The sequence below is a fragment of the Sphingomonas zeicaulis genome (genome assembly GCF_050433225.1).
Taxonomy (GTDB): Bacteria; Pseudomonadota; Alphaproteobacteria; order Sphingomonadales; family Sphingomonadaceae; genus Sphingomonas_D; species Sphingomonas_D zeicaulis.
Genome location: NZ_JBNPXQ010000007.1, coordinates 288,832 through 313,587, shown reverse-complemented (window position 1 = coordinate 313,587; position 24,756 = coordinate 288,832). Strand labels below are relative to the sequence as shown.

The window sequence follows — 24,756 nt, the reverse complement described above, 5'->3', positions numbered from 1 at the left end:
TCGCGCCGCCCTTTTTCTATGCGGATGCGCGCGCCGAAGCGTCGACCCAGTCGGGCGCCGGCTGGTCGAGATCATAATATTCGAAGATCAGGTGGATGCGATCGGTGGTCCCCCGATTCTCCACCGAATGAAAGCCCATATTGTTGACCTCGGCGGCTTCTCCCTCGGGCAGATGGAAATGCGCGCCATCGACGGTGAAGCGGACATCCTGGTTGGTCAGCAGTGGCACATGGATCTTGTGCGGCCATTTCGCAGCAGGATTGGCATCCCGATGCGGCTGGATGATGCCACCGGCGCGCATCCGGGCGAGCATCACCCGCGGATACCCGCCACGGACATAGCCATAGGCCGCGGTCGCCTGTGCCAGTACGGGTTCGAGCAGGGCGCGCCATTCCGCCCAGAGCGGGCGATCATAGGATTGACGCCAGTCGCGATAGCCCGAGACGAAGCGGAAGACGATATGACGGGTGACGTCCAGCGCCTCGAAGCGGTTGGGCTTGTCGGCATTTTCGGCGTCCCACAGCGCCTCGGGGATGGCGAGCACCGCAGCGGTGAGCGCGGCGGCGTCGACGCCGCCGAGCCGGCGGATCGAAGCGGTCTTGCGCGGATTGGGAAACATCGCGCCCTCCCTAGAAATCATAGCCGAACAGTTCGAGGTCGCGCGCGTAGAGCGCGGCGACGCCATCGATCAGTTCCTGGTCATAATAAGCGCGATAGTCGCCGCGACGCGAACTATTCTCCCGCCCGAGCGTAGTGGTCGGAATGCTCAAACGGCCGCAAATGCCATCATAGCTCGCCTGCATCTCCTCCACCTTGCCCAACATGTCCGCCTGAAGGTTGCCGTTGGGGTCGACGAGGAAGCTGTGTTGCGGGCGGAACACCATGTGGTGATGGGGCGGCGCCACGAACAGGAAGTGGCGCATCACGCCTTGCGGATCGCGGTCGAAGCTGCCCTGTTTGCTGGTCGCGAAGGCGCAGTAGGAGATGAAGCGGTCGAACGGATTGCGGACGAAAGCGAACTTCAGATATCGCGCGAACGCCTCATCACCGATGAAGGGGCGCACCTCCTCGAAGCTCAAATGACCATGGCCGACGCGCGCCAGTTCAGGAAAGGGGAACTGTTTCTCAACGAATAGCCGCGCCTGCTCGATATCATCTGGGCCCATGTGCGCGCGCAGCGCATGGCGCACCGAATGGGTTCCGGTCTTGGGCACGGCAACGAAGATGAAGCGGTGGCGATGGGAAACGATCATTGGCTCAGGCTGCGGGATTCAACGATGCGCGGCAAGGGCAATCGAAGGTGGAACTGCTGGCACTGCAACCTGAAAGACGAGTTCGGCAAGCGCCCGATCGAGCGGCACGAGGTTAGGCAGAACGATGGTCGAGGCCCGCAACGCCTTCAATTCCTTGCGCACATCATCGATCAGCCGACGAAATTCGGCAATGCCCGCGTCGCTCCCGCCATGTTGCGCCCATGCGGCCATCCAGCCATGGGCGAAACGATCGAGCCGAGCAGATATCGCGTCGAGCTCAGCACTGGCGGGGGCCTGCCGGACAAGATAGTCGATATGGCTGCGCACCTCCCAGCCCGACATGATGTGCGGGAGGTTATGCTGTTCGAAGGCCAGTGGCGCCGCAGATAACGTCCCAGGCTTTACGAAGCGCACTTCCGGGGGGGCACTCGTCTGTGCTTCGGCAACCAGGTCCCACAATGTTTCACCGCCCACCGTATCAAGCACCAGATGGACGCGCTTGTCGTCGCCGCCGTTGCGCACGCAGTGCATCTGGAAAGTGTCAAACACCCAGCATTCGCCCGCCGCCATGTGAACGGTCTCGCCTGCGCAGGAGAAAGACACTGCCGGGCTGGTAATGATCGGCACGTGCACACGCACATGCGTTCGCCAGTAATAGCCGACATCGACATGCTCCGGCACTTCGGCCGCGGCCGCGAGCCCCATCAGTCGGCTGCGCCCCCAGACAGCGCCGAGATCCGCCATCACCTCCATGATATAGGGGCAGGCGAGCAATGCTTCGGTCGGCGCCATCGGGCCAGCGAAACCATTGACCATCTGGCCGCCGGGCGTGATCAGCGGTACCGCATCATTGCCGGCTAGGCGGCCCGGATGCGGTAGCCACGCTGCGCGCGGCAGTGCGGCGATTTCGGCGGCGAGCGTTTCGGCGCAATAGCGGCGCGGCAGCCGGAGCAGGGGTCGGTTGAGACGCATGTCGGGCGGTGGCCTTCAGCCCGGGTTGCCATCGCCGCTGCGTGTCTCGACGATGCCGCGGTTGATCTGCTCTGCTGCGGCACGGCGGCTGTCTTCGGCGATCTTCTCCCATTCGGCGGCGGTGCGGCAGGTCTGCTTCTTGAAGCGCGTGCCGGTCTGCGGCCGCGTCTTGCAGACGCGCTTCTCGCCTGCGGCCGTGGAATCGGCGGGAGCTTGAGCAAGTGTGGGTGTTGCAGCGATCAGTGCAGCGACCGTGAAGCCGAGGTGCATCGAACGGACGAGAAGAATCATGCCATACTCCGAGAATATTGATCGGTTTCTAACCATGCGTTGCTGCTGTATCAACGGCGCCGCATAACGATGATGGCAGAAGAGAAGCAGCCCCGCATGACGATGCCGCAAGACGGATCGGGACATCGTTTCACCGTCTCGCCGAACCTTGATATCATTGCGTTGCAAGCAGCGTTTCGCCGGACCGGTCGCGTGGAGATCGTCGATTTCATCGCGCCGGCCGACGCACAGGCGTTGCGCGCGCATTTGCAGGCACGGGCCGACTGGCGGCTGGTTCTTAATGCCGGCGTTGCCGTCTATGAATTTCCGCGCGCCGGTGTCGCCCAGTTTACCGAGGCGCAGCGGCGCGAACTCGATTCACGCATTGCGGTCGCAGCGCGCGATGGTTTCCAATATCGGTACGAGACCATTCGTGTACCCGATGCATCAGAAAATCGTGGCACGACGATGCTCGATTCTTTCGTCGCTTTTATGGGATCGCCACCGGTGCTAGCGGTGGTTCGCGCCATCCTGGGTGAGGACCGCGTTGCTTTTGCCGATGGGCAAGCCACGGCCTATTCACCTGGGGACTTCCTGACGCGGCACGATGACGACGTCTCCGGCAAGCATCGCCATGCCGCATACGTACTGGGGTTAAGCCCCGGCTGGCGCGCCGAATGGGGCGGGTTGCTGATGTTCCATCGCGATGACGGCAATATTGACGAAGGCTTTGTGCCGGCGCTCGGCGCGTTACGCCTGTTTGCGGTGCCTGCGCTGCACAGCGTCAGCTATGTTACACCCTCCGCCTCCGAACCCCGATTGGCCGTAACTGGATGGTTCCGTGAACATCCCGGTCTAAGCGATTGATCGCAGTGGGATTTCGCTATCAACATCTCTGATAGTTGAATCTGGGTATTTTACTGCCGCGATGAGATCAGCGCACGTATCATCTCAGGTAAAAGACGCTCTTTCCTTTCCCCTGATCTGTGTTAAATTGACTTCGCAGTTTGCGGAAAAGCCGCGGTGCGTATCGTCGAAGATGACATGGTGGATACCGCCACGCTTTCCGACGTTGTCGTAGCCGGTTTCGAGTCGAACAACGGAATCGAGATAAATCTTCCTCGGCTTAACTTTTTTAATAGGATCGGCGCGCGAGCCTTGGTGGATAACGATGTTACCGTGAAAAAAAAGGTAACGTAGGAAGGGACCTGGATTAATGGGGATGCAGACCATCCTGTCGCCGCAGGATTGCTCAAGGCTGATGAAGCTGGCCAGCACATTGGCGGCACGTCATAACGTGGGTTCGGCGGAAGCGGTCAATCTCATCGAAGCAGCACTCATGCAGGCTGAGGCTGCGCCGCGACGGCGCTCGATCGCCGATTTCGCGGCGGGAATGCTGGCCGTGCGCAGCCGGCGCAACGACGCTATCGGTGCCGACATATTTCGCGATCCGGCGTGGGACATGATGCTCGACCTGCTCGCGGCGGCACATCAAGGCCGGCAGGTCTCGGTATCAAGCCTGTGTTACGCCTCGGGCGTGCCCAATTCGACGGCGCTGCGCCATATCGAGCATCTCGATCAACTCGGCCTCGTCGAGCGGACGCCCGACCCCGAGGATCATCGGCGCGCCTTCATCCGTGCGACCGACACGGCGATCGAGCGGATGTCGGCGTTGCTTGCCCGCATGCAGGATGCCGCGGTCGGCATCGAACGCACGCGGCCGCATCCCACCGAAGTCCAGCCCGTGCAAGGCGAGCCAGCCGCGATCCAACTCGATGCGGCAATGCTGCAAGCGGTGATCGCAGGCGGCCGCGCCTGAGACGCGGGCCGGCGCAACCGGCCTGCTGACCTCCATTTCTGTTTAAGCGCGGCTTGGGGCAGAGCCTCGGCCAGGCAGCGCTCACTTACCCTCCGCCTCCTACCACGCGGCAGAACCCCGGATGAATGACGGAGCCACAATCCGTTCAGCGGCGTTGTGCGACCAACGCTCTACATTCTTGTCCCAAAGACTTGGGGAGTGGGGGCGAACTGGAGGGATTGGTTGCCAATGTCGAGGCTCCGTCACCATTTGCGCGCAACCGTCGCGCTGTCCGTCGCAGTCGCGGCGGCACTTTCGCTAGCCGGCTGCAACAAGGAGCCGGCAACGATCGAAGATCAGCTCGCGCTGGCCAACGAGTCGTTGCCGGCGTTGCCCAAGTCGCTGCCGCTCGAGGCAGGCACGCCGCCGGCGCCGCTTGTCGCCGCGCCCGCCGCTGAGGCGCTGCCGGCTCCAGCGCAGCCGATCGCGCATGGTCGGGTCGCGGACGCAGGCGACAGCTATGGCTATATCGATCGAGCCACCGCATTCGTCGATGCGATCGGCGATGCCCCGCCTGACTATGCCTATGATGACTCGAGCGATGTCGAACCTTGGGCGTGGGAGGGCAGTGACGACTCGGTCTATTTTGCCGAACCGGTCGACGACGGTTATCGCGGCTATTTCTATGAGGCCGGTGCGGACGAACCCTATCTCGTGCGGGATGATGATTATAGCTATGGCTATGACGATGGTCGCCTGGTTGCGGTCTATGACAGCTATGGGCAGGTGCTTCCCTATGATCGGTGGCCGCGCAACGACTATGCCGGGCGCTATTATGCGCGCGGGCGCGACCTCTATCGCCTGTCGCGCCAGCGCGAGCGTCGCGGCGTCTATGCGGGACGCTGGGCGGAGCGCCGCCGGACGCTGGCAGAGGACCGTCGGCGCTGGCAGCAGACTCGTCGCGAGAATGCGGCGTGGCAACGCTATCATGCGGCGCGGGCCGACCGCATCGACCGCCATTGGCGCGACGAGCGCGTGCTCCGTCAGGCCGAGGCACGGCGTTATGATGCATGGGCGGCGCGCGATTTCCGCGGTGACCGGCCGACGCTGATCGCTGCGGCGGCGCGCGACGACCGCAACAACGCGCTGATCGAACGCCGCGCCGAGCAGGAACGGCGCTATGCCGAACGCCAGCGGCTCTTGATCGAGCGACGCCAGCAGCAGGTTGCTGAGCAGCGGCGGAATGCAGAGCGGCAACAGCGCGAGGCGCTGGCCGGCCGGCGCGACGCCATTCGCGAGCAGCAGCGTGATCGTACCCAGGCGGTGCAGGCGCAGCGTGCTGCCGAGCAGCGCCAGCGGCAGGCCGAAGCGCGTCAGGCGCAGCAACAGCAACGTCGGGATACGCAGCAGGATCGCCAGCAAGCGCAGCGGCAGGCGCAGGTCGAACGCCAGCAGGCGCAACGGCAGGAGCAACTCCGCCAACGACAGCAGGCGCAACGCCAGACACAGGTCGAACGTCAGCAGGCCCAGCGCGAGGCGCAGGTCCGCCAGCGTGCCGAAGCGCAGCGTCAGCAGCAGGCGCAACGCGCCGAGGCCAGCCGTCAGGCTCAGCAGCAGCAGCGCGAACGCGCAGCGGCACAGCGTCGCGACGCGGCCCAGCAGCGTCAGCAGCAACAACAGCAGCAGCGCGCTGCCGCGACGGAACAGCGCCAGCGTCAGCAGGCGGAGTCGCAAGCCGCTGCGCGACGCCAGGCGACCGAGCAGCGCCAGCAGGCGGCTCGCGCCCAGGCGGAGCAACGCGCCTCAGCCGCGCGCGAGCAGGCGCAGGAACGCGCCCGGGCGCAGCAACAGGCGCGTGCCGAACAGCAACGCGCGCAACAGCAGGCACGTTCTGAACAGGCACAGCAGGCGCGTGCCGAGCAGCAGCGCGCCCAACAGCAGGCTCGCGCAGAACAACAGCGTGCGCAGCAGCAAGCGCGTGCCGAACAGGCGCAGCAGGCGCGCGCCGAGCAGCAGCGCGCCCAGCAACAGGCCCGGGCGGAACAGGCTCAGCAGGCACGGGCACAGGCGCAGCAGGCCCGTGCCGAAGCACAAGCCCGTGCGCGCCAGGCGCGTCAGGCGCCGAACTAAGCGCTGTCGACCTTGGTCGATCGTCGCGAGAGGGGCGCCCGCACCACGGTGCGGGCGCCCTCTTGCATCACCGCGCGCCGGCGCCAGCGCCAGGTTGCGCCTGCGTTTCAGCGAGGCTGGTGAGCCGCAGGAATTCCTGCCGCCAATAATTGCTCTGCGGCCCGGCGAGCGCGCGAATGTCTGCGAAGCTGAAGCTGCCGAGATATTTGTCGTCGCGCAGCCGCTGGCCGAACGCAGCCACCGCCACCGCGAACGCCATGTCGCCACGCGGCGCGCGCGCACCAGCGACGAGTCTGGCAGGCACCGCGCGCTCGATCAATGTCGAGTCGCTGGCAGCCGGCCGTTTGTAGCGCAGCTTGACGAAGGCCAGTTCGCTGCCCGTGCCTGCCGCAGCAGCGGGGCGATTGCCTCCATAGCGGCGCTCGGGCAACCAGCCGGGGGCACCAGCGGGGACGATCTCGTAAAGCGCCGTGACCTGATGGCCCGCGCCGATATCTCCCGCATCGACCGCGTCATTGGCGAAATCCTCTTCCGCCAGCGCGCGATTTTCATAGCCGATCAGACGATATTCGCTGACCTGCGCGGGATTGAACTCCACCTGCACCTTCACATCCTTGGCGATGGTGAAGAGCGTGGAGGCCAGTTCGTCGTCGAGCACCTTCTGTGCCTCGCTGGCGCTGTCGATATAGGCATAATTGCCGTTGCCGACATCGGCCATGCGCTCCATGCCGGCCTCGTTGTAATTGCCTTGGCCGAAGCCGAGCGCGGTCAACGTGATGCCGTCGTCGCGGTTGCGTTTGACGAGATCCTCAAGCTCCTTCGTGCTCGAAACGCCGACGTTGAAGTCGCCATCGGTCGCCAGGATCACGCGGTTGATGCCGCCTTCGATGCGATTGGCCCGCGCGGTGGCATAAGCAAGTTGGATGCCGGCACCGCCCGCGGTCGATCCGCCGGCCTGCAGCCGGGCGAGCGCCCCGCGGATCTTCGCTGGATCACTGGTCGGCTCCAGCACGACGCCCGCCGCGCCCGCATAAACGACGATCGACACGCGGTCGCGTGCCGTCACCTTGTCGGCAACCATGCCGAGCGCCGCCTGTACCAGCGGCAGCTTGTCCGGGCTGTTCATCGATCCCGAGACATCGACGAGGAAGACAAGGTTGGCCGCCGGCCGCTGATCGCGCGCGATATCATAGCCGCGAATGCCGATCCGCAGCAGCCGGGTGTTCGGGTTCCACGGCGTCGTCGAAAGGTCGGTGGTGACGGAAAAGGGCGTGTTGCGGTCCGCCGGCCGGGCATAATCATAGCGGAAATAGTTGATCATCTCCTCGGTGCGCACCGCGTCCACGGGCGGCAGCCGGCCGGCGTTGAGGAAGCGACGCGCGTTCGAATAGGCGCCGGTGTCGACATCCACCGAGAAGGTCGAAACCGGTGCGTCGGCGACGCTGGCGATCGCGGCGACCGCCTTGCCGTCATAGCGTTCGCGCGGCTGTGGGCGAGGCATCGGGATTGGCCGCCGCACCAGCAGTCGCGTTCCGTGCGCCGCGAAACTGTCGCTCTCGCGGGTCCGGCCGGAGGGCGGCGGAGGAGCGGGCGTGGGCGGCATCGCTAAGGGTTCAGCCGGCGGAGGTGGTGGTGGAGCTTCCGCCGCGGGATCGCTCGGCGTGGCCGCGCAGCCGGCCAGCAGCAGCGCCCAGGCGGCAGCAAGGGAAAGGCTGTGCTTCGTATCCCCAATCATCCCGGCACTCCCTCATGTGACGATGTCACATGAGGTACGAAGCGCACTGAATTATGGATGAACTGGCCGGGGAAGACGCGATCAGCCGTCCTCGCGCTCGCGCGCGACCTCACGCCAGCCGATGTCGCGGCGGCAGAAACCGGTCGGGAAATCGATCGCATCGACAGCGCGATAGGCGGCCGCCTGCGCCTCGGCCACGGTGCCGCCGGTCGCGGTCACCGCGAGCACGCGACCGCCGCTCGCGGTCAGCGCGCCGCCGTAGAGCGCAGTGCCGGCATGGAACACCTTGGCGCCATCCGCCTCGGCGGCGGCGATGCCCTCGATCGTGCCGCCCTTCGCAGGCGTGCCGGGATAGCCATTGGCGGCCATCACCACGGTCAGTGCCGCATCGGCGATCATCCGCGGCGCCTCGGCACCCGCCAGGCGACCCTCGGCGACAGCGCGCAGCAGCACCAGCAGATCGCCATCGAAGCGCATCATCAGTACCTGGCATTCGGGATCGCCGAAGCGGACATTATATTCGATCAGCTTGGGGCCGCTCGCGGTCAGCATCAGCCCGGCGAACAGCACGCCGCCGCAGGGCGTGCCTTCCGCCGCCATCGTCCGCACGGTCGGCTCGATGATCTCGGCCATCACCTGCGCCTCGATCTCGGGCGTCAGCACCCGCGCCGGGCTATAGGCGCCCATGCCGCCGGTGTTGGGACCGACATCGCCGTCACCCACCCGCTTGTGATCCTGCGCCGAACCGAAGCGCAGCGCGGAAATGCCGTCGGTCAGCGCGAAGAAGCTGATCTCCTCGCCTTCGAGGAATTCCTCGATGACCACCTCGGCGCCGGCCTCGCCGAAGGCGCCGCCGAAGATGGTGTGGCATGCCTCCTCCGCCTCCTCGGCGGTGGTGGCGATGATCACGCCCTTGCCGGCCGCGAGGCCATCGGCCTTCACCACCACTGGCAGCCCGAACTGCGGCAGCGCTGCCAGTGCCTCGTCCAGCGTGGCGGCGCGCGCATAGCCGGCGGTCGGGATGTTGGCACGGTCGCACAAACCCTTTGTGAAACCCTTCGACCCTTCAAGCTGTGCTGCCGCCTTGCCGGGGCCGAACACCGCGACGCCGGCGGCGCGCAGATCGTCCGCCACGCCCGCGACCAGCGGCGCTTCCGGCCCGACGATGACGAGGCCGATGTCATGCTCGGCGCAGAAGGCGGTCACCGCCGCCCCATCGGTCGGCTCGAGGGAGACGATCGTCGCATGGTCGGCGAGGCCGGGGTTGCCCGGCGCGGCGAACAGCGTATCGAGCAGCGGCGATTGCGTGAGCCGCCAGGCCAGCGCATGTTCGCGCCCGCCCGACCCAAGCAGCAGGACATTCATGGTCGACCCCTTTTTTCCCGACGAAACCGGGCGGCTGTTAGCCGACGTACCGCCGGGCGACAACGCAGCGCCGCTCAGCGTCAGTGAACTCTCGCAAAGTCTGAAGCGCGTCGTCGAGGATCGGTTCGGCCATGTTCGTCTGCGCGGCGAGATTTCGGGGTGGAAGCGCGCGGCCTCCGGCCATGCCTATCTGGCGCTGAAGGATGACCGTGCGGTAATCGACGCGGTGATCTGGAAGGGCAGCGCCAGCGGGCTTGCTTTCTCGCCGCAGGACGGCGTGGAGGTGATCGCCAGCGGGCGGCTGACCACCTATCCGGGTCGCTCCAAATATCAGATCATCATCGATCGCATGGAATTGGCCGGCGAAGGCGCGCTGATGGCGCTTCTGGAAAAGCTGAAGGCGAAGCTGGCGGCCGAGGGACTGTTCGACCGCGAGCGCAAGCGCCCCTTGCCTTTCCTGCCAAAGGTGATCGGCGTCGTCACCTCGCCGACCGGCGCCGTGATCCGCGACATCCTTCACCGGCTGGAGGATCGCTGCCCGACGCGCGTGCTGGTGTGGCCGGTGCAGGTGCAGGGCGAGGGCGCCGCAGCGCAGGTGGCGGCGGCCGTGCGTGGCTTCGATGCGATCCAACCGGGCGGGCCGGTGCCGCGTCCCGACCTCGTCATCGTCGCGCGCGGCGGCGGCTCGATCGAGGATCTCTGGGCGTTCAACGAGGAGGTCGTCGTCCGTGCGGTGGCCGCCTGTTCGATCCCGACGATCTCGGCGGTCGGCCATGAGACCGACACCACCTTGTGCGATCATGCCGCCGACGTCCGTGCGCCGACGCCGACCGCCGCCGCCGAGATCGCGGTGCCGGTGCGCGCCGACCTGCGCCAGCAGTTGCGCGAGATGGGGCTTCGCTCCGAACGATGCGCGCGCCGCTATCACCAGCGCGGGCAGGAACGGCTGACCGCGCTCGCCCGGTTGTTGCCGACGCCCGACCGGCTGCTCCAACCGCAACGCCAGCGCGTCGACGATCTGGGGGACCGGCTGCGGCGCGGGCTCGGCCGGCGATTGGCGGATGCGCGCGGCGAGCTGGCACGCGCATCGGGCGCGCTGCGGCCGGCGATGCTCGACCAGCGGCTCGATCGCGCGCGGGAGCGGCTGAACGCGACTTGGCGGCTCGTCCAGTCGCTCAACCCGGAAAAGCCGCTGGAGCGCGGCTATGTGTTCGTCACTCGCCGGGTGGGCGGTGCGGTGGTCAAGGATTCCACCGACGCGCGCGCCGCGGGCGCGCTCGTGCTGCACTTCGCTGACGGCCCCGTCGACGCGAAGGTTGAGCGGCCGGGGGGGGGCGCCTATGTTCCGCAGGGAGACCGGCAGCCCAAGCTGCTCTAGCGCGACACCGGTTCAATGGGATTGTTCGATATGCTGATGTCACAGGCCAGCCGCCCGGCGCGGCTCCACTATATGGCCAACGGGTTTCGCGTGCTGGCAGCGGGCGACCATGTCGTCTGCGCAGTGAGCGGTGATAAGATCCCGCTGGAAGCGCTCCGCTACTGGAGCGTCACGCGCCAGGAGCCCTATGCGTCCGCAGAGATCTCGGTTCAGCGCGAGCTTGCGCAGTGAGGCATGGCGGCTGGTTGCTTGCCCACTGGCCGCTGATCCTGTTGACACTTTGGCCTGCGATCCCCGCAGCCGCACAAAATTCGCCGCGCATCGAGGCGGGGGTTCTGCCGCCGACGCCGCCGACTCTGTCGCAGCGGGCCACCGAGGGGCCGGAGACGGCCGACTTTGCGCTTGAGGGCGCGGTTAGCCAAGGCGGCGTCGTACTCGGCACCGCGCCCGCCGGCACCACCGCGCTGACATTGGACGGCAAACCGATCCCGCTGGCGAAGGACGGCCGCTTCCTGATCGCGTTCGGCAGGGATTTCGGCACCAGCGCCGAACTGGTCGCAACCACCGTCGCCGGCCGCACCCTGCGGCAGACGCTTTCCGTCGCGCCGCGCGCATGGCGGATCGAGAACCTCTCGACACTGCCCAAGGTTTCGCAGCCCAGCGCAGAATTCCAGCGCCGCCGCCCACCGGAACTGGCGCGGATCAACGCCGCGCGTTCGGTCGATCATGATGTCGATGGCTGGCGCCAACGCTTCCTGTGGCCGGCGCGCGGGCGCATCTCCGGCCTGTTCGGGGCGCAGCGCATCTATCGCGGCGAGCCCGGATCCTTCCACAGCGGCGTCGATGTGGCGGGCGGCGCCGGCGCGCCGGTGGTGGCGCCCGCGGATGGCGTCGTCACGCTGGCGGCAGAGAGCGATTTTACGCTTGAGGGCCGGCTGCTGATGCTGGATCATGGCATGGGCCTCAACAGCGCCTTCCTCCACCTCTCCAAGATCGACGTGAAAGAGGGCGATGTGGTGCGGCGTGGTCAGAAGATCGGTGAGATCGGCAGCACCGGCCGCGCTACCGGTCCGCATTTGCATTGGAGCATGAAGTGGCGCGACGCGCGTATCGATCCACTGCTGCTGGCGGGACCGATGGCGCGCTGAGATCTGGCGCGGAATTTGAAGCAGAATTTGATCGATTTTTATCCACTTTGGATAGGAAGTTATTATTAATCCAGGATTGCGTTTATTTGCTGGTTCTAATTTGTTATACTTAAAGCGCCGGTCGCCAAGTGTTCAATGTGCACGTAATATAATTACAAAGATGCGCCGGTCCTGTTGCACATTCGTCACAGGTCGTAACCAATGTCACGGTTTTTGTTCGAAACCGTTTACAGCATGGAACCATTCCGCGCACACACCCCGCATCCGTGGTCTCCAACACAAAAATGTCGCAGCGGCCGCGGTCCGAAAGGGGGCGGCAGGTAAGCCGCGCCTCGGAACTATGTTTTGAGGGTTTAGCGTAGAATGAATGCTATGAGTTTGAAGGGCCGGCTGGGCGCGGGTGTTGCGCCGCTGGTCCTCGGTTTCGCGTTGGTTGCGTCTCCCGTTTTCGCCCAGGAAGCCCCGGCTTCGGATCCCGCCGCCACTGGCGGTGAGGAAATCATCGTCACCGGATCGCGCATCCGCCGCACGGATCTTGAATCGGCGTCGCCGGTTGCCGTGCTCGGCCAGGAAGCGCTGCGTTCAACCGGCGCGACCAACGTGCAGGATCTGCTGAACCAGCAGCCGCAGGTCGGCATCGGCAACAGCCGCACCAACTCCAACTTCCTCACCTCGGGCAACGGCGTCGCCACGATCGACCTGCGCAACCTGGGTGAAAGCCGCACGTTGGTGCTGGTCAACGGCCGCCGCTTCGTTGCGGGCCTCGCCGGCACCTCCGCGGTGGACATCAACAACATCCCGACCGACTTCATCGATCGCGTCGAGATCGTCACCGGCGGCGCCTCGGCCGTTTATGGGTCGGACGCGATCGCGGGCGTCGTCAACTTTGTCCTCAAGGATGAGTTCGAGGGCTTCTCGGCGCGTGCGCAATATGGCCTCACCAGCCGCGGCGACAATGCGCGCTACCTCGCGAGCCTGACCGGCGGCACCAGCTTCGGCGCCGACGATCGCGGCCATGTGATCGTGAACTTCTCCTACGACAAGGATGAGGGCCTGCTGTCGCGCAAGCGCCGTATCTCGTCGCAGGATTGCCTGTATGACCTCTGCGGCCCAGCAGCCTACAGCAGCTACTCGGCCCAGGGGCGCTATGAGTTCCTCGACAGCGCGGGTGATCCCGTCTCGCTGCTCAACGGTGGCTCGCTCTTCTCCTTCGACCCGCAGAACAATGTGGTCGCGGGCGGTGGTGCCGGCTTCAACCGCAATGGCGTGCGTCGCATTTCGACCCCGGTCGAGCGTTACCTGACCAGCGCGATCCTGAACTATGACGTGACGGACAACATCCGCGCCTATGCGGAAGTCACTTACGCCAAGGTGAAGTCGAGCTCGCAGCTTGAGCCGACCGCACTCGACTATACCGATCTCTATTCGGATGGTCAGGGCATTCCGATCACCAATGCCTTCATTCCCACCGAGATCCAGGCACTGATCGCGGCCCGCAACGGCGATGCGGATCCGAGCAACGACGTGACGTCGCTGGGCTTCCGTCGTCGCCAGAACGAGGTGTTCAACCGCAGCAACACCAACGATCGCGACACGTGGCGCGTCGCCACCGGCTTGACCGGCGACATCAGCGAAAGCTGGAAGTTCGACGTCGGCTATGTCTTCGGCCAGCTCAAGGATTCGACGCGCAGCCAGGACATCGACAGCGCGCGCTATCGCAACGCGCTCGATTCGATCATGGTCAACGGTCAGGCCGTCTGCCGCAGCGAAGCGGCGCGTGCCGAGGGCTGCGTGCCGATCAACATCTTCGGCTACAACACCGCGTCGGCGGCCGCCTCCTCCTATGTGCAAGCGGTGGTTCCGAAGTCCGAAGACATCAAGAACACCCAGCATGTCGTGACCGCCAGCGTCTCGGGCACGCTCGCCAAGCTGCCCGCGGGTGACCTCGCGGTCGCGCTCGGTGGCGAATATCGCCGCGAGTCGAGCGTCGACGATCTCGACATCCTGACGAACACCGGCGGCAATTCGGGCAACATGATTCCCGACACGCGCGGCAAGTTCGACGTCTGGGAAGCCTTTGGCGAAGTCAATGTGCCGTTGCTCGCGGATCGGCCCTTCTTCAACTATCTCGGCCTGACCGGCGCGGCGCGCTATTCCGACTATTCGACGGTCGGCGGCGTGTTCAGCTGGAATGCCGGTGCAGAATGGTCACCGGTCGAAGGCCTGCGCTTCCGTGGCAACTATGCCGAAGCAAACCGTGCGCCGAACATCTTCGAGCTGTTCTCCGCGGCCTCGGAAACCTTCCCGACCGGTATTTCCGATCCCTGCATCGGCGTGTCGGCGAATGGTCGCCCCGGCGGGACGACGGACGCACAGGCGGCGGCTTGCCGTGCCCTCCCGGGCTTTTCGGCTAACCTCGCACAGTCGGCCAATGGCACCTTCTTCTACAACCAGGCCGATCTGCAGAGCATCAACGGCTTCGACGGCGGCAACCTCAACCTGAAGGAAGAGACTGCCAAGACGCTGACTCTGGGTGCTGTCATCGCGCCGCGCGCGATTCCGGGTCTCAGCCTGACGCTCGACTATTTCGACATCAAGGTCGAGAACGCGATCGACACCGTGCCGCGCACCGTTTCGATCGGCAGCTGCCTTGAAACCGGCGATCCGGCGTTCTGCAACAACGTCATTCGCGACGCGCGCAATGGCCGCCTGCTGACGATCAACTCGCAGCTGATCAACGTGGCTGATCTGCGTACCAGCGGCGTCGACGCCAACCTGCGCTACATGCGCGGGCTGGGCCTCGTCGAGAACGACCGCATCGACTTCAACCTGGGCTACACCTACCTGATCAAGCTCGAAAAGCGTTCCTTCCCGGGTTCGCCGCTCGAGGAGAACAAGGGGCAGCTCGACGGGGACGGCCGTCTGGGCGCGGGCTTCAAGCACAAGGCGACGGCGCGGACGGTCTATTCGGCCGGCCCGTACACCGTCAGCTGGACCGCAACCTACCTCAGCAAGATCCAGGATACGCTGGGCGGCTATGGCGATGCGGCGCTCGACGAACTGAACAGCGTGAAGGCGAAGCTTTACAACGACGTGCAGTTCCGCGCCGGCATCGGCGAAGATCGCAAGTTCGAGTTCTTCATCGGCGTCGACAACCTGTTCGACGTCAATGCGCCGTTCCTGCCGAGCGGTTTCGCTTCGGACATCACCGGCACGGAAACCGCCGCGGATACTTATGATCCGTTCGGTCGCCGTTATTATGCGGGCTTCCAGGTCAAGTTCTGATCTGAACCTGCATAATCGAACTCCTGAAGGGAGGCGGCGTTGCCGCCTCCCTTTTTTGTTCACTGCGGCCGTTGCTCCGACTGGGGAACGTCTCAGCCAGTCCGGCGTGCGGGAATCAGTCGGCCACCGCCGACCTTGACGAAGTAGTTCGTCACTGCGCCGCGAGTGATCACGATCGACTGGCTTTTGCGCGGCACGAAGTTTGCAATATTCTCTGTCGTTTCCCACACGGCCCCGTCCTCGATGACGATGCGCCAGCGGCCGAAGCCGGTCTGCGAGACGCTCGTGATCTTCGACTCGATCTTCTTGGGCGTTTCCTTCTCGTCGTCGCCGTTGCCAAAGAAGGGTAGGCGAACCGTGCCAAAGCCGAACAGGCCGCGTCGGGTGCGGCGCATGTCCTCGCGATCGAGGATGACGACCTCCTTGCGGTCGCGCGCCTCAGTAAGCGCATCCCACGCACCATCATAGCAAGCGGCACGTTCTGCGACGTCTGTGATGGCGCGGCAGCGCGCCATCACGTCGATCAGCGGCGAGGGCTTTGCCGAATCTTCCGCAACCGCCGGAGACGACAGCGTCGCGCAAGCAATCAGCACCGTTCCGGCCAGCCTTTTCAGCATCATATCCTCCTTATCGGGGCGAATAGTTGTGCCGATCGGCCCCCGAAGCGCAATACTGTGGCAAACGCGCTACAGTCCCGCCGCTTTGTGCGGTGCAACCCTCGGGGATCATTGCCAAGCGCTTTCGGCAGACTCTAGACCTTAACCCATGACGAACGCGCGACTGCGTTCGACGAAATGCTTTGACCTAGGGGGGCAGCCCGTTGGTCGAAAAGGGGATGACAATGCTGAACAAGTCTCTGCGCGAGAAGCTTCTCGCGTCTACCGTCTTGACGTGCGCGATTCTGGGCGCGGCTCCTGCCGCCGCGCAGGAAGTCACGTCGCCCGAGGCGGCCGATGAATCGAGCGATACGATCATCGTCACCGGTTCGCGCATTGTGCGCCCGAACCTCGAATCCAACAGCCCGGTCGCTGTGGTGACTGGTGAGCAGGTCGTCGCCAACGCTGACATCACGCTCGACACCTTCCTGAATACTCTGCCGCAGGTGAATCCGGCGGGTACAACCACGTCGAACAACCCCGGCAACAACGGCCAGTCGAACATCAACCTTCGTGGCCTGGGTTCGAACCGCAACCTGGTGCTGGTCAACGGTCGCCGCCCGATGGTGTCGGCATCGGACCAGACGGTCGACCTCAACACCATCCCGCAGGGCCTGATCGAGCGCATCGACGTGACCACCGGTGGTGCCGGCGCCGCGTATGGCGCGGATGCCATCGCGGGTGTCGTCAACGTCATCATGAAGGATGATTTCGAAGGGCTCGATCTGCGTGCCACCTATTCGAACTCGATCCCGAAAACCGACGCGCGCGAATATCAGATCAGCGGCACGATCGGTGGCAACTTCGCCGATGGTCGCGGCAACCTCGCTTTCTCGGTCGAATATTCGAAGCGTGAATCGCTGATCAAGGCGCAGCGCGCCTTCGCCTCGCAGGCGACCTCGACTACGGGCACCTTCCCCACCGGCCGCTACACGGCGGTTGCCGGCAACCCGATCGCGCAGTCCGCGATCAACGCGCTGTTCGCCGGTTACGGCGTTGCCGCGAAGGACATTCCGACCGAGGGCCTGATCGGCTTCAACTCCGATCAGTCGGTGTTCGGCATCGGTACGTTCAACAATCCGCGCGATGTGGCGAACTTCCGGTATGACCTCGCTTCGGCAGCTAACCCGAACCTGAACTTCTTCCCGGATTTCTACACCTACAACTTCGATATCGTGAACATCCTGGTCCTGCCGCTGGAGCGCAAATCTGCGTTCCTGCAGGGCCATTATGAGATCAGCCCCTCGTTCGATTTCTTCGTCCAGGCCGGCTACACCGACTACACGTCGTTCAGCGCGCTCGCGCCGACGCCGCTTGGCACCAATATCAAGGCGCCCGGCGAGAATTCCGCGCTGCAGGCGAGTTCTGCGCTTGTGTTGCCCGGCGGTACGTTCTCGGGTCTTGTCGTCCCGACGACCAATCCGTTTATTCCGACCGATCTTCGCACGCTGTTGAACACCCGTACCGGCGATAACGCGTTCCTGGCCGGTTCAGGTGCGAACGAGGCTTTCCCGCTCAGCTACCGCTTCCTCGGCACCGGCCTGCGCGAGCAGCAGTTCGACAACGAGGTTCTCCAGGGCCTCGTCGGTCTGCGCGGCGAAATCGCCCAGGGCTGGCGCTACGAGGCGTATTACAGCTGGGGCGAAACCACGATCGACCAGCAGGCGAGCGGCAATGTCAACGTGCAGCGCGTGCAGGAACTGCTCGAGGCGCCCGATGGCGGTGCCAGCATCTGCGAAGGCGGCTTTAACCCCTTCGGTATCCAGCCGCTTTCGGCAGAGTGCGTTGCCTATGTCGATGAGACCGGCTTCACCTCTACGAAGTTCACCCAGAAGATCGCCCAGGCCTATGTCTCGGGTGAACTCGCCCAGCTTCCCGCCGGCGCTCTCTCTATGGTGCTAGGCTTCGAGCAGCGTCAGTTCCGCTACTCCTTCGATCCGGGTGCACTGTTCGGCCCGATCGCCGGCTTCAACACCAGCACGCCCGACCTCGGCACCAACAAGTTCACCGACTTCTTCGGCGAATTGCTGGTTCCGATCGCCAAGGACCAGAGCTGGGCCGACACGCTCGAACTGTCTCTGACCGCGCGCCATTCGAAGAGCGACTTCAACGACATCCAGAACGGTGTCGATGGCGCGCCCTCGAAGGATTGGGCTTACGGCGGCACGCTCACTTGGGCGCCGATCCGCGAGGTTCGCTTCCGCGGCAGCTACCAGCATTCGGTTCGCGCACCGAACTTCGGCGAGTTGTTCTCGGGCGGCGGTGGCTTCCCGCAGATCTTCGATCCCTGCTCGACCAACACCCAGTTCCGCCAGAATGGCGGTACGGCGGCCGCCGCGCTCTGCCAGGCGACCGGTCTCAACTCGTCCCTGCTTAGCAGCTTCGTTGCAACGCCGGGCGCGCAGGCGTTCATCACCACCACCGGCAACCCGAACCTTAAGCCGGAAACCTCCGATGCGTTCACCATCGGTACTGTGTTCACCGCGCTCGGCTTCACCGGCTCGATTGATTATTACAACATCAAGATCAAGGACACGATCTTCCAGCCGGACGTGAACGAGATCATCGCGTCCTGCTACGGGTACAACAACATCAACGCAGATCTTGATACCGAAAGCGACTTCTGCAGTGGTATCTTCCGTCAGGGTGGCAACATCGCTGCGATCTTCCTGCCGGAGGCGCTTGGCGGCGATCCGGCAACGGGTTACTTCCAGAATGTCAACCAGGGGTCGGTTAAGACCTCGGGTATCGACTTCCAGCTGGGTTATCGTCTCCCGACGGCTTTCGTGAACGAGGATTCGGCGCTGAACCTCAGCCTGATGGTCAACTACCTGATCGACTATAAGGTCGAGGGTCTGGGTGGCTTGAAGACCGACTATGCCGGCACCGCTTCCTACTTCGGCGCTGGTCTCGGCACGAGCTTCCCGCGCTGGCGCGGTACGGCGAACGTCGCCTGGGCGCTCAACCCGATCACGCTTAGCAGCCGCATCCGCTACATCGACTCGATGCAGAACCGCGCTGCCAAGCAGTTCATCGGGGAGAGCTTCGACGGACCTGGCACCGTCTGGTATTTCGACTTCGCCGCGGAGACGACGATCGACAACCTGACCTTCCGCATCGGCGTCAACAATGCGTTCAACCGCCAGCCGCCGACCTATGCGCCCAACGTGCAGTCGGGTACCGACCCGTCGCTGTACGACGTTATCGGCCGTCGCGGCTATGTGTCGGCGCGCCTGCGCTTCTGATCGCAGCCGGACGTGAATACCGTTGGGGGTGGGGACTGGTTCTCCGCCCCCTTTTTTATTAGGGCCGAAGCATGACATTGACTTCCGACCGGCTGACGGCGGCGATCGCAGCCTTCAACCGCGGCGATATCCGTACCGCCCGCATCGAGGGGGAGGCGGCGCTGCGTGATCGGCCTCGCGATGCTGCGGTGCTGCAGCTGCTCGGTGTTGCTTGTGCGACCGCTGGCGATGCCGCAGCGGGAATCGATTATTTTCGCCGCGCTATCGCTGCCGGCGCTGACACGCCCGACAACCGGATCAATCTCGCCAAGGCGCTCGCCGCGCTCGACCGCTTCGACGAAGCGCTTGCTCTTTGCCCGGTGACACCGGGTACATCGCCCCAATTGCTGCGGCTGCGCGCCGAATTGCTCAAGGCGCAGGGACGACAATACGAGAGCGCGGCCAGCTATGAACAGTTTGTCGATGCCAATCCAGGCGATGTAGAGGGCTGGAACAACCTGGGCAATGCGCGGCATGAGATGGGCGATCTGGAAGGTGCGCTGGCGGCGCTGAAGCAAGCGCGAGTTCTTCAGCCGGCATCGTCGCTGATTCATCTCAACATGGCGCGCGTGCTTGTTTCGATGGACCGGCATCAGGATGCGTGCCTCGTCTATGAGGAGGCTGCCAAGCTCGCGCCCAAGGATCCGGTGCCGTTGCTTGAACTCGGGCGGACGTTGATCGCGCTCGATCACGCGCCAACGGGGTTGCGTGCGCTCGGCGCGGCGGCGCGTCTCGATCCGCAGAACCCCAAAATCTTCCTGGCGATCGGCCTTGCCTTTGCGGACCTTTCGGATTTCGCCCAGGCCGAGAAGGTCTATCGCATCGCGTTGCAGTTCGCGCCGCGCTTCACGCCTGCCTATCTCAACCTCGGCATTCTGCTTGAACGGGGCAATCGCGTCACCGAACTCGACGCGCTGATTGCGCAGGCCGTGGCCGCAGGCGCCGTGGGTGGTGAGATCGACTATTTGCGTGCGCTGTCCTTGCGGCGGCGCGGCGCTCTTGCAGAGGCGCTTGCGCTGGCAAGCAGCATCCGCACAGATGCGCTCGATCCGACGATGCTGTTTCATTTCATTGGCGAACTCGCCGATCGTATGGGCGAGGTCGGTAAGGCCTATCAGGCGTTCGACGAGATGAACCGCGCGGCGGCGCAGAGCCCGCTCGGCATGGCGGTCGATCGCGGCGCCTATCAGCGCGATATCGAGCGGATCGAGCGACTGATCACACCCGAATGGTTCGGGTCATGGCAGCCCGCCGCACCGGCTGCGGTGCCGCCGTCGCCGGTTTTCCTCGTCGGCTTCCCCCGTTCGGGCACCACCTTGCTGGATACGATGCTGATGGGCCACAGCGCGACGCATGTGCTGGAAGAGGTTCCGATCCTCGACCATATTGCCGCAAAAGTGGACGACGTCAGCAGTATCCCCGCGCTGGATGCAGCGGCCGTCGCTTCGCTGCGCGCGAGCTACTTCACCGAACTGGAAAAGCGCGCGCCCGGTGCCTCGGCCAAGCTGGTGATCGACAAGAATCCGCTGTCGATGCTGCGGCTGCCGCTGATCCACCGCCTGTTCCCGGATGCCCGCATCATCCTGGCGTTGCGCCATCCTTGTGACGTCGTGCTGAGCTGCTTCATGCAGAACTTCAAGCCAACCGAGGCGATGGCGAGCTTCCTCGACCTTACCAACGCCAGCCGAACCTATGACCGTGTGTTCCGGCATTGGGAGACGTGCCGGTCGATCCTTCCGGTTGATGTCCATGTGCTGCGTTACGAGGATATGGTTGCGGATACGGAAGGCACGCTGCGGCCTTTGATCGACTTCCTCGGTCTTGACTGGGAGGAGCGGGCGATGAACCATCGCCAGACCGCGCGCGATCGCGGCCATATTCGTACGCCTAGTTACGCGCAGGTCACCGAGGCGGTCTACGCGCGCGCCAGCGGGCGGTGGACGCGCTATCGGGATCAGATGCGTTATGCGCTGCCAATTCTCGCACCCTGGGTGGAGCGTTTCGGCTACAGCCTCGACTGACCGCTACGGATCACCGGAACAGCCTCACGGCCACACCACTGCTCGACCGGTGCGCATCTGGGCCGCGCGGTCGGCGCTTCCGCAGCGATCATGTCGGCCTGTTCCTGCGTTGCGGCATCGTCGCCGCCATCGGAGTTGCCCCCATCGGGTTGGAGCGCCAATGCCCGCTCCAGCCCATAGGCCTCGACATCATCCGCCGATAGGCCGACCTCGTGCGGCACGGCGGGGCCGTGCCCCGTTTCGCTGCACGCCCCGAGCAGCACCAGCGGCGTCGCGAGACAGAGAATACGCACCATGCGGGAAGCCTACCGCCGACGGCGCGGCACGGCCGGTGATTCAGATCACAGCAGTGCTGCGATCTGTGTCGTGCCATAGGGTTTGGAGAGCGTCCGGACTCCGGGGAATCGCGTCTCGTCCGACACCGCCTCGCCATAGCCGGTGGCGAAGATGAAGGGCAGGCCCGCGGCCACCAGCCGCTCGGCGACCGGGGCGCTGGTCTCGCTGCCCAGATTATAGTCGAGCACGGCAAAATCGATGGTCTCCGTGTCGAGCACTGCCATCGCTTGGCGGACGTTGGCGGCGGTGAGCACGCGGGCGGCGCCCAGCGCGCGCAACGCATCCTCGCCATCGAGCGCGATGATCATGCTGTCCTCGATCAGCAGCACCGTCTTGCCGCCCAGCGGTCGCGCTACCGGTTGCGGCGCGGCCGGCGCGCGACGTACATCGGTTGCGGGAACGACGCCGGCGATGTGGCGCGGGGGGATCATGAACGATGCCTCCAGCCCCTGCAGCCGATAGGTCAGGCTGGCCTCGCCGCCGAGATCATAGGGCACCGACCGTTCGATGATCGTGCTGCCGAAGCCGCGGCGCTTGGGGGCCTGCACCGGCGGGCCATCTCGCTCGGTCCAGTCCAACCGCATCGCGCCCTCGCCGTCCACCGTCCAGCGGATCGTCACCGTGCCATTGTCGCACAATGCGCCATATTTGGCGGCGTTGGTCATCAGTTCGTGAATGACCAGCGCCAGCGTCGTGAATGCGGTCGGGTGGAGCAGCACGTTCGGCCCATCGAGATGGACATGGTCGCGCCGCAGCCCCGCATAGGCGCCCAGCTCGATCTCGATCAGATCGGTCAGCCGCGCCGGGCCCCAGCGATCGGCGGTCACCTGGTCATGCGCGCGCGCCAGCGCCTGCACCCGATGCTCCAGCGTCGCGGTGAACTGCTCGACCGTCTCGGCGCTGCCGCGGGTCTGCGAGATCAGCCCGCGGATCAGCGAAAGAATGTTGCGCACGCGGTGGTTGAGTTCGGCGATCAGCAATTCCTGCCGCTCATGCGCGCGCTGGCGCTCGCTGCCGGCCTCCTCACTCATCCGGATGAGCACTTCGAGCATGCCGGTGCGCAAGGTTTCCGCCACGCGCCGCTCGGCGACAGTGAACGGTTGGCTGCTGCCGCGGACCAGCTCGCTCCACGCGTCGAAGCTTTTCCGTGGCGTCAGGCGCGGGCCGTTGGGGCCGAAGTCGAGCGCCTTTTCGGGCTTGCCCGCCCAACGAACCGAGCGGAGCCGCTCGCTGCGGAACAGCAGGATATAGTCGCGCGGGCTGCGTGACAGCGGGATCGCGATCAGCCCCGCGGCGACGTCCGCATAGTCCGCCGCTTCTGGCAGGATGGTCTGGATGCTGTCGGTGGCGAACACTTCGCCTGAGGCGAGCTGGTTGAGCCGCTGGATGAGCCGGGTGAACTGCGCGGCGTTGGGGGTGAGCCCGCTCAGCGCCGCGGCGCCGTTGAGATAGACGCCGACACCGTCCGAAGGGATCGTATCCGCCACGATCTCGCCCAGCCAGTCGGCGTTGGCGAGCAGATCGCCATGTTCGGCGACGGTCGCCATCAGCCGGTCGGTGACGCTGCGCGCGCGGGTTTCATAGTCCGCCGCTTCGCGCCGCTCGCGGCTCTCCAGCATCAGCGCGAACATCTGCCCGAACAGCTCGGCCGCCGTCCGGTTGGCAAAGCTGGGCAGGCGAGGGGCATGATGGTGGCAGGCGAACAGCCCCCACAATTTGCCTTCGACCACGATCGAGATCGAGAGCGAGGCAGCCACGCCCATATTCCTCAGATATTCGACATGGATCGGCGAGACTGCGCGCAGCACCGACAATGACTGGTCGAGCGGCCTGCCCAGCGCGTCCAGCGTTGGCGTGATCGGCGCCGGCGTGGCGCCGACATCTGCGATAATCCGGAAGATGCTGCGCAGATAGAGCGTGCGCGCCTGCGCCGGAATGTCGCTGGCCGGATAATGCAACCCCAGGAAGCTGTCGACACCGGGGCGCAGCGCCTCCGCCACCACTTCGCCGGCTGCCTGTTCGTCGAAGCGATAAACCATCACCCGGTCGAAGCCGGTGACCGCACGCACCTGTCGTGCGCCTTCGCGCAGGAAAGCGTTCATCCCATCGGCCTGCGCCAGCCGGCCCACCATGGCGCGTACCAGCCCGGCCGCCTCGACATCCTCGGGGATCGCCGGTTCGGCCTCTATCACGATCGTGCCGGCGGAAAAATGGATCGCGACGTCGAAGGGCGGCCGGTCCGCCGCGAACTCGACGTCGAACAGCCGCTCCACCGCGTCGGGCCCGCGCAGCATCGACATGCGGTTACGGATCGCGTGGATTGCCTCGGGCTCGATCACCGCGGTAACCGGCTGTCCGAGCACTGCTTCGGCATCGATGTCGAGAAAGTCGCCGATATTGGCGGAAACGCGCGCAACCAGCCAGTCAGCGGTGAGCGCGATCAGGAAACCGAAGGGCTGGACGAGCGCAGGGATGTGGATGGGCTCGCGGTCGCAATTGGTCAGGTCGACCTGGAAGCCGGCGGCAATCTCAGCCACTGAGATCATCCATCAGCGCGGCGCGGGCATATGCGCCGAACATTGCATGCGCGCCTCGGGTCGCGGCCGCGCGCCAAGCCGGGCCATCGTCCGCAGCGTCGAGCGTCGCGAGCAGGTGCTTCCAGCTGCCGGACGGGTGTGCGGCCGAGAGATAGGCGGCCGGCAAGCCTTCGGGCACCGATCGTGCCAGCATCACGCCGCCCAGCCGCGATCCCTCGATCACATAGAGCGCACCCCAGCGCTCGGCGGTGCCGGCGGGCGGCGGCAGATCGATCGGCGCGGGCATCGCGGCGCCCAGGTCGGCGAGATCGGCCGCGAGCCGATCGGCGCGCGGCTGCCAACCCGGCACCAGCGACGCGGGGTCTATCAGCCGTTCGGCGATGGGCAGGATGCGAGCATGCGCGATCAGGAAGCGGCGATAGGCGTCAGCCGTCTCGAACCCGAACGCGCCAAAGGCGGCATCCACCGCATCATGGTCCGCGCGGGTCGCCTGACGCAGGTGGAGGTGGCAGGCTATCGGGGCGGCATCCCCACCGTCATGTCCAGATCTGTTACGCGCCGCAGCCATCTCGTTCATCGCGGCGGACC

General features: G+C 65.1%; 20 protein-coding genes. 8 read left to right on the top strand and 12 right to left on the bottom strand.

Annotation, left to right across the window (positions count from 1 at the left end; translation table 11 throughout):
• Positions 1 to 16: 16 nt before the first annotated feature.
• From FHS96_RS21765 to FHS96_RS21750, 4 genes are read right to left on the bottom strand one after another with little or no spacing between them, the layout of a single operon-like run.
• Positions 17 to 619 (bottom strand): aspartyl/asparaginyl beta-hydroxylase domain-containing protein, encoded by a 603-nt coding sequence (locus tag FHS96_RS21765; protein WP_429596761.1) that lies wholly within the window; start codon positions 617 to 619, stop codon positions 17 to 19.
• A gap of 10 nt (positions 620 to 629) precedes the next feature.
• Positions 630 to 1,253, bottom strand: coding sequence for a sulfotransferase family 2 domain-containing protein (locus FHS96_RS21760; protein ID WP_429596758.1), 624 nt, complete (start codon positions 1,251 to 1,253; stop codon positions 630 to 632).
• 18 nt (positions 1,254 to 1,271) lie between these two features.
• Positions 1,272 to 2,225 carry an aspartyl/asparaginyl beta-hydroxylase domain-containing protein gene (locus FHS96_RS21755; RefSeq protein WP_429596755.1) on the bottom strand — a complete coding sequence of 318 codons (954 nt, stop codon included), beginning with the start codon at positions 2,223 to 2,225 and terminating at the stop codon, positions 1,272 to 1,274.
• A 15-nt stretch (positions 2,226 to 2,240) separates the two neighbouring features.
• Entirely contained in the window at positions 2,241 to 2,516 is a 276-nt protein-coding gene (locus FHS96_RS21750; RefSeq protein ID WP_429596752.1) for a hypothetical protein, read from the bottom strand.
• Between the two features lie 72 nt (positions 2,517 to 2,588).
• Between FHS96_RS21750 and FHS96_RS21745 the strand changes: the two genes are divergently transcribed.
• Entirely contained in the window at positions 2,589 to 3,362 is a 774-nt protein-coding gene (locus tag FHS96_RS21745) for a 2OG-Fe(II) oxygenase (RefSeq protein WP_429596749.1), read from the top strand.
• 355 nt (positions 3,363 to 3,717) lie between these two features.
• The gene (locus FHS96_RS21740) at positions 3,718 to 4,314 is read left to right on the top strand and encodes a winged helix DNA-binding protein (protein ID WP_429596747.1); all 597 of its coding nucleotides are present in this window, start codon (positions 3,718 to 3,720) and stop codon (positions 4,312 to 4,314) included.
• A gap of 297 nt (positions 4,315 to 4,611) precedes the next feature.
• Here the strand turns inward: FHS96_RS21740 and FHS96_RS21735 are convergent, their stop codons facing one another.
• The 4 genes from FHS96_RS21735 to purD all read right to left on the bottom strand — a co-directional run bounded on the left by FHS96_RS21735 (position 4,612) and on the right by purD (position 9,523).
• Positions 4,612 to 6,090 (bottom strand): hypothetical protein, encoded by a 1,479-nt coding sequence (locus tag FHS96_RS21735; protein WP_429596744.1) that lies wholly within the window; start codon positions 6,088 to 6,090, stop codon positions 4,612 to 4,614.
• A gap of 6 nt (positions 6,091 to 6,096) precedes the next feature.
• Positions 6,097 to 6,387, bottom strand: a complete 291-nt coding sequence (locus tag FHS96_RS21730; RefSeq protein WP_429596741.1) for a hypothetical protein — start codon at positions 6,385 to 6,387, stop codon at positions 6,097 to 6,099.
• Positions 6,388 to 6,490: 103 nt separating this feature from the next.
• On the bottom strand, positions 6,491 to 8,158 hold the full coding sequence (locus tag FHS96_RS21725) for a vWA domain-containing protein (protein WP_429596738.1): 1,668 nt from the start codon (positions 8,156 to 8,158) through the stop codon (positions 6,491 to 6,493).
• Between the two features lie 81 nt (positions 8,159 to 8,239).
• Positions 8,240 to 9,523 carry a phosphoribosylamine--glycine ligase gene (gene purD / locus FHS96_RS21720; protein WP_429596735.1) on the bottom strand — a complete coding sequence of 428 codons (1,284 nt, stop codon included), beginning with the start codon at positions 9,521 to 9,523 and terminating at the stop codon, positions 8,240 to 8,242.
• Here purD and xseA point away from each other — a divergent pair.
• The 4 genes from xseA (at position 9,522) to FHS96_RS21700 (ending at position 15,334) form a co-directional block, all read left to right on the top strand.
• Positions 9,522 to 10,901: an exodeoxyribonuclease VII large subunit gene (gene xseA / locus FHS96_RS21715; protein WP_429596733.1), complete on the top strand. Its 1,380-nt coding sequence runs from the start codon at positions 9,522 to 9,524 to the stop codon at positions 10,899 to 10,901. The genes purD and xseA overlap by 2 nt on opposite strands.
• Before the next feature lie 30 nt (positions 10,902 to 10,931).
• The gene (locus tag FHS96_RS21710; RefSeq protein WP_429596730.1) at positions 10,932 to 11,132 is read left to right on the top strand and encodes a DUF2093 domain-containing protein; all 201 of its coding nucleotides are present in this window, start codon (positions 10,932 to 10,934) and stop codon (positions 11,130 to 11,132) included.
• Positions 11,133 to 11,146: 14 nt separating this feature from the next.
• Positions 11,147 to 12,049, top strand: coding sequence for a M23 family metallopeptidase (locus FHS96_RS21705; RefSeq protein ID WP_429596727.1), 903 nt, complete (start codon positions 11,147 to 11,149; stop codon positions 12,047 to 12,049).
• Between the two features lie 372 nt (positions 12,050 to 12,421).
• Positions 12,422 to 15,334, top strand: coding sequence for a TonB-dependent receptor plug domain-containing protein (locus FHS96_RS21700; protein ID WP_429596724.1), 2,913 nt, complete (start codon positions 12,422 to 12,424; stop codon positions 15,332 to 15,334).
• 92 nt (positions 15,335 to 15,426) lie between these two features.
• On the opposite strand, the gene FHS96_RS21695 is transcribed toward FHS96_RS21700, so the two are convergent.
• Positions 15,427 to 15,951: a hypothetical protein gene (locus tag FHS96_RS21695; protein ID WP_429596721.1), complete on the bottom strand. Its 525-nt coding sequence runs from the start codon at positions 15,949 to 15,951 to the stop codon at positions 15,427 to 15,429.
• A gap of 224 nt (positions 15,952 to 16,175) precedes the next feature.
• Between FHS96_RS21695 and FHS96_RS21690 the strand changes: the two genes are divergently transcribed.
• Together FHS96_RS21690 and FHS96_RS21685 are read left to right on the top strand one after the other, a co-directional pair.
• Positions 16,176 to 19,235: a TonB-dependent receptor domain-containing protein gene (locus FHS96_RS21690; RefSeq protein WP_429596718.1), complete on the top strand. Its 3,060-nt coding sequence runs from the start codon at positions 16,176 to 16,178 to the stop codon at positions 19,233 to 19,235.
• Between the two features lie 71 nt (positions 19,236 to 19,306).
• Entirely contained in the window at positions 19,307 to 21,295 is a 1,989-nt protein-coding gene (locus tag FHS96_RS21685) for a sulfotransferase (RefSeq protein ID WP_429596716.1), read from the top strand.
• Here the strand turns inward: FHS96_RS21685 and FHS96_RS21680 are convergent.
• Genes FHS96_RS21680 through FHS96_RS21670 form a run of 3 tightly spaced genes read right to left on the bottom strand, consistent with a single transcriptional unit; the run spans position 21,280 to position 24,745 of the window.
• Positions 21,280 to 21,591 (bottom strand): hypothetical protein, encoded by a 312-nt coding sequence (locus tag FHS96_RS21680; protein WP_429596713.1) that lies wholly within the window; start codon positions 21,589 to 21,591, stop codon positions 21,280 to 21,282. The genes FHS96_RS21685 and FHS96_RS21680 overlap by 16 nt on opposite strands.
• A 45-nt stretch (positions 21,592 to 21,636) precedes the next feature.
• Entirely contained in the window at positions 21,637 to 24,168 is a 2,532-nt protein-coding gene (locus tag FHS96_RS21675) for an HWE histidine kinase domain-containing protein (RefSeq protein ID WP_429596710.1), read from the bottom strand.
• Positions 24,161 to 24,745, bottom strand: coding sequence for a biliverdin-producing heme oxygenase (locus FHS96_RS21670; protein ID WP_429596707.1), 585 nt, complete (start codon positions 24,743 to 24,745; stop codon positions 24,161 to 24,163). The genes FHS96_RS21675 and FHS96_RS21670 overlap by 8 nt, the downstream gene beginning before the upstream one ends.
• Between the last annotated feature and the right edge of the window lie 11 nt (positions 24,746 to 24,756).

Coding starts and splice junctions, on each gene's coding strand:
- FHS96_RS21765 (WP_429596761.1), bottom strand. CDS start 619: ATGTTTCCCAATCCGCGCAAGACCGCTTCGATCCGCCGGCTCGGCGGC.
- FHS96_RS21760 (WP_429596758.1), bottom strand. CDS start 1,253: ATGATCGTTTCCCATCGCCACCGCTTCATCTTCGTTGCCGTGCCCAAG.
- FHS96_RS21755 (WP_429596755.1), bottom strand. CDS start 2,225: ATGCGTCTCAACCGACCCCTGCTCCGGCTGCCGCGCCGCTATTGCGCC.
- FHS96_RS21750 (WP_429596752.1), bottom strand. CDS start 2,516: ATGATTCTTCTCGTCCGTTCGATGCACCTCGGCTTCACGGTCGCTGCA.
- FHS96_RS21745 (WP_429596749.1), top strand. CDS start 2,589: ATGGCAGAAGAGAAGCAGCCCCGCATGACGATGCCGCAAGACGGATCG.
- FHS96_RS21740 (WP_429596747.1), top strand. CDS start 3,718: ATGCAGACCATCCTGTCGCCGCAGGATTGCTCAAGGCTGATGAAGCTG.
- FHS96_RS21725 (WP_429596738.1), bottom strand. CDS start 8,158: ATGATTGGGGATACGAAGCACAGCCTTTCCCTTGCTGCCGCCTGGGCG.
- xseA (WP_429596733.1), top strand. CDS start 9,522: ATGGTCGACCCCTTTTTTCCCGACGAAACCGGGCGGCTGTTAGCCGAC.
- purD (WP_429596735.1), bottom strand. CDS start 9,523: ATGAATGTCCTGCTGCTTGGGTCGGGCGGGCGCGAACATGCGCTGGCC.
- FHS96_RS21710 (WP_429596730.1), top strand. CDS start 10,932: ATGCTGATGTCACAGGCCAGCCGCCCGGCGCGGCTCCACTATATGGCC.
- FHS96_RS21700 (WP_429596724.1), top strand. CDS start 12,422: ATGAGTTTGAAGGGCCGGCTGGGCGCGGGTGTTGCGCCGCTGGTCCTC.
- FHS96_RS21695 (WP_429596721.1), bottom strand. CDS start 15,951: ATGCTGAAAAGGCTGGCCGGAACGGTGCTGATTGCTTGCGCGACGCTG.
- FHS96_RS21690 (WP_429596718.1), top strand. CDS start 16,176: ATGCTGAACAAGTCTCTGCGCGAGAAGCTTCTCGCGTCTACCGTCTTG.
- FHS96_RS21685 (WP_429596716.1), top strand. CDS start 19,307: ATGACATTGACTTCCGACCGGCTGACGGCGGCGATCGCAGCCTTCAAC.
- FHS96_RS21680 (WP_429596713.1), bottom strand. CDS start 21,591: ATGGTGCGTATTCTCTGTCTCGCGACGCCGCTGGTGCTGCTCGGGGCG.
- FHS96_RS21670 (WP_429596707.1), bottom strand. CDS start 24,745: ATGAACGAGATGGCTGCGGCGCGTAACAGATCTGGACATGACGGTGGG.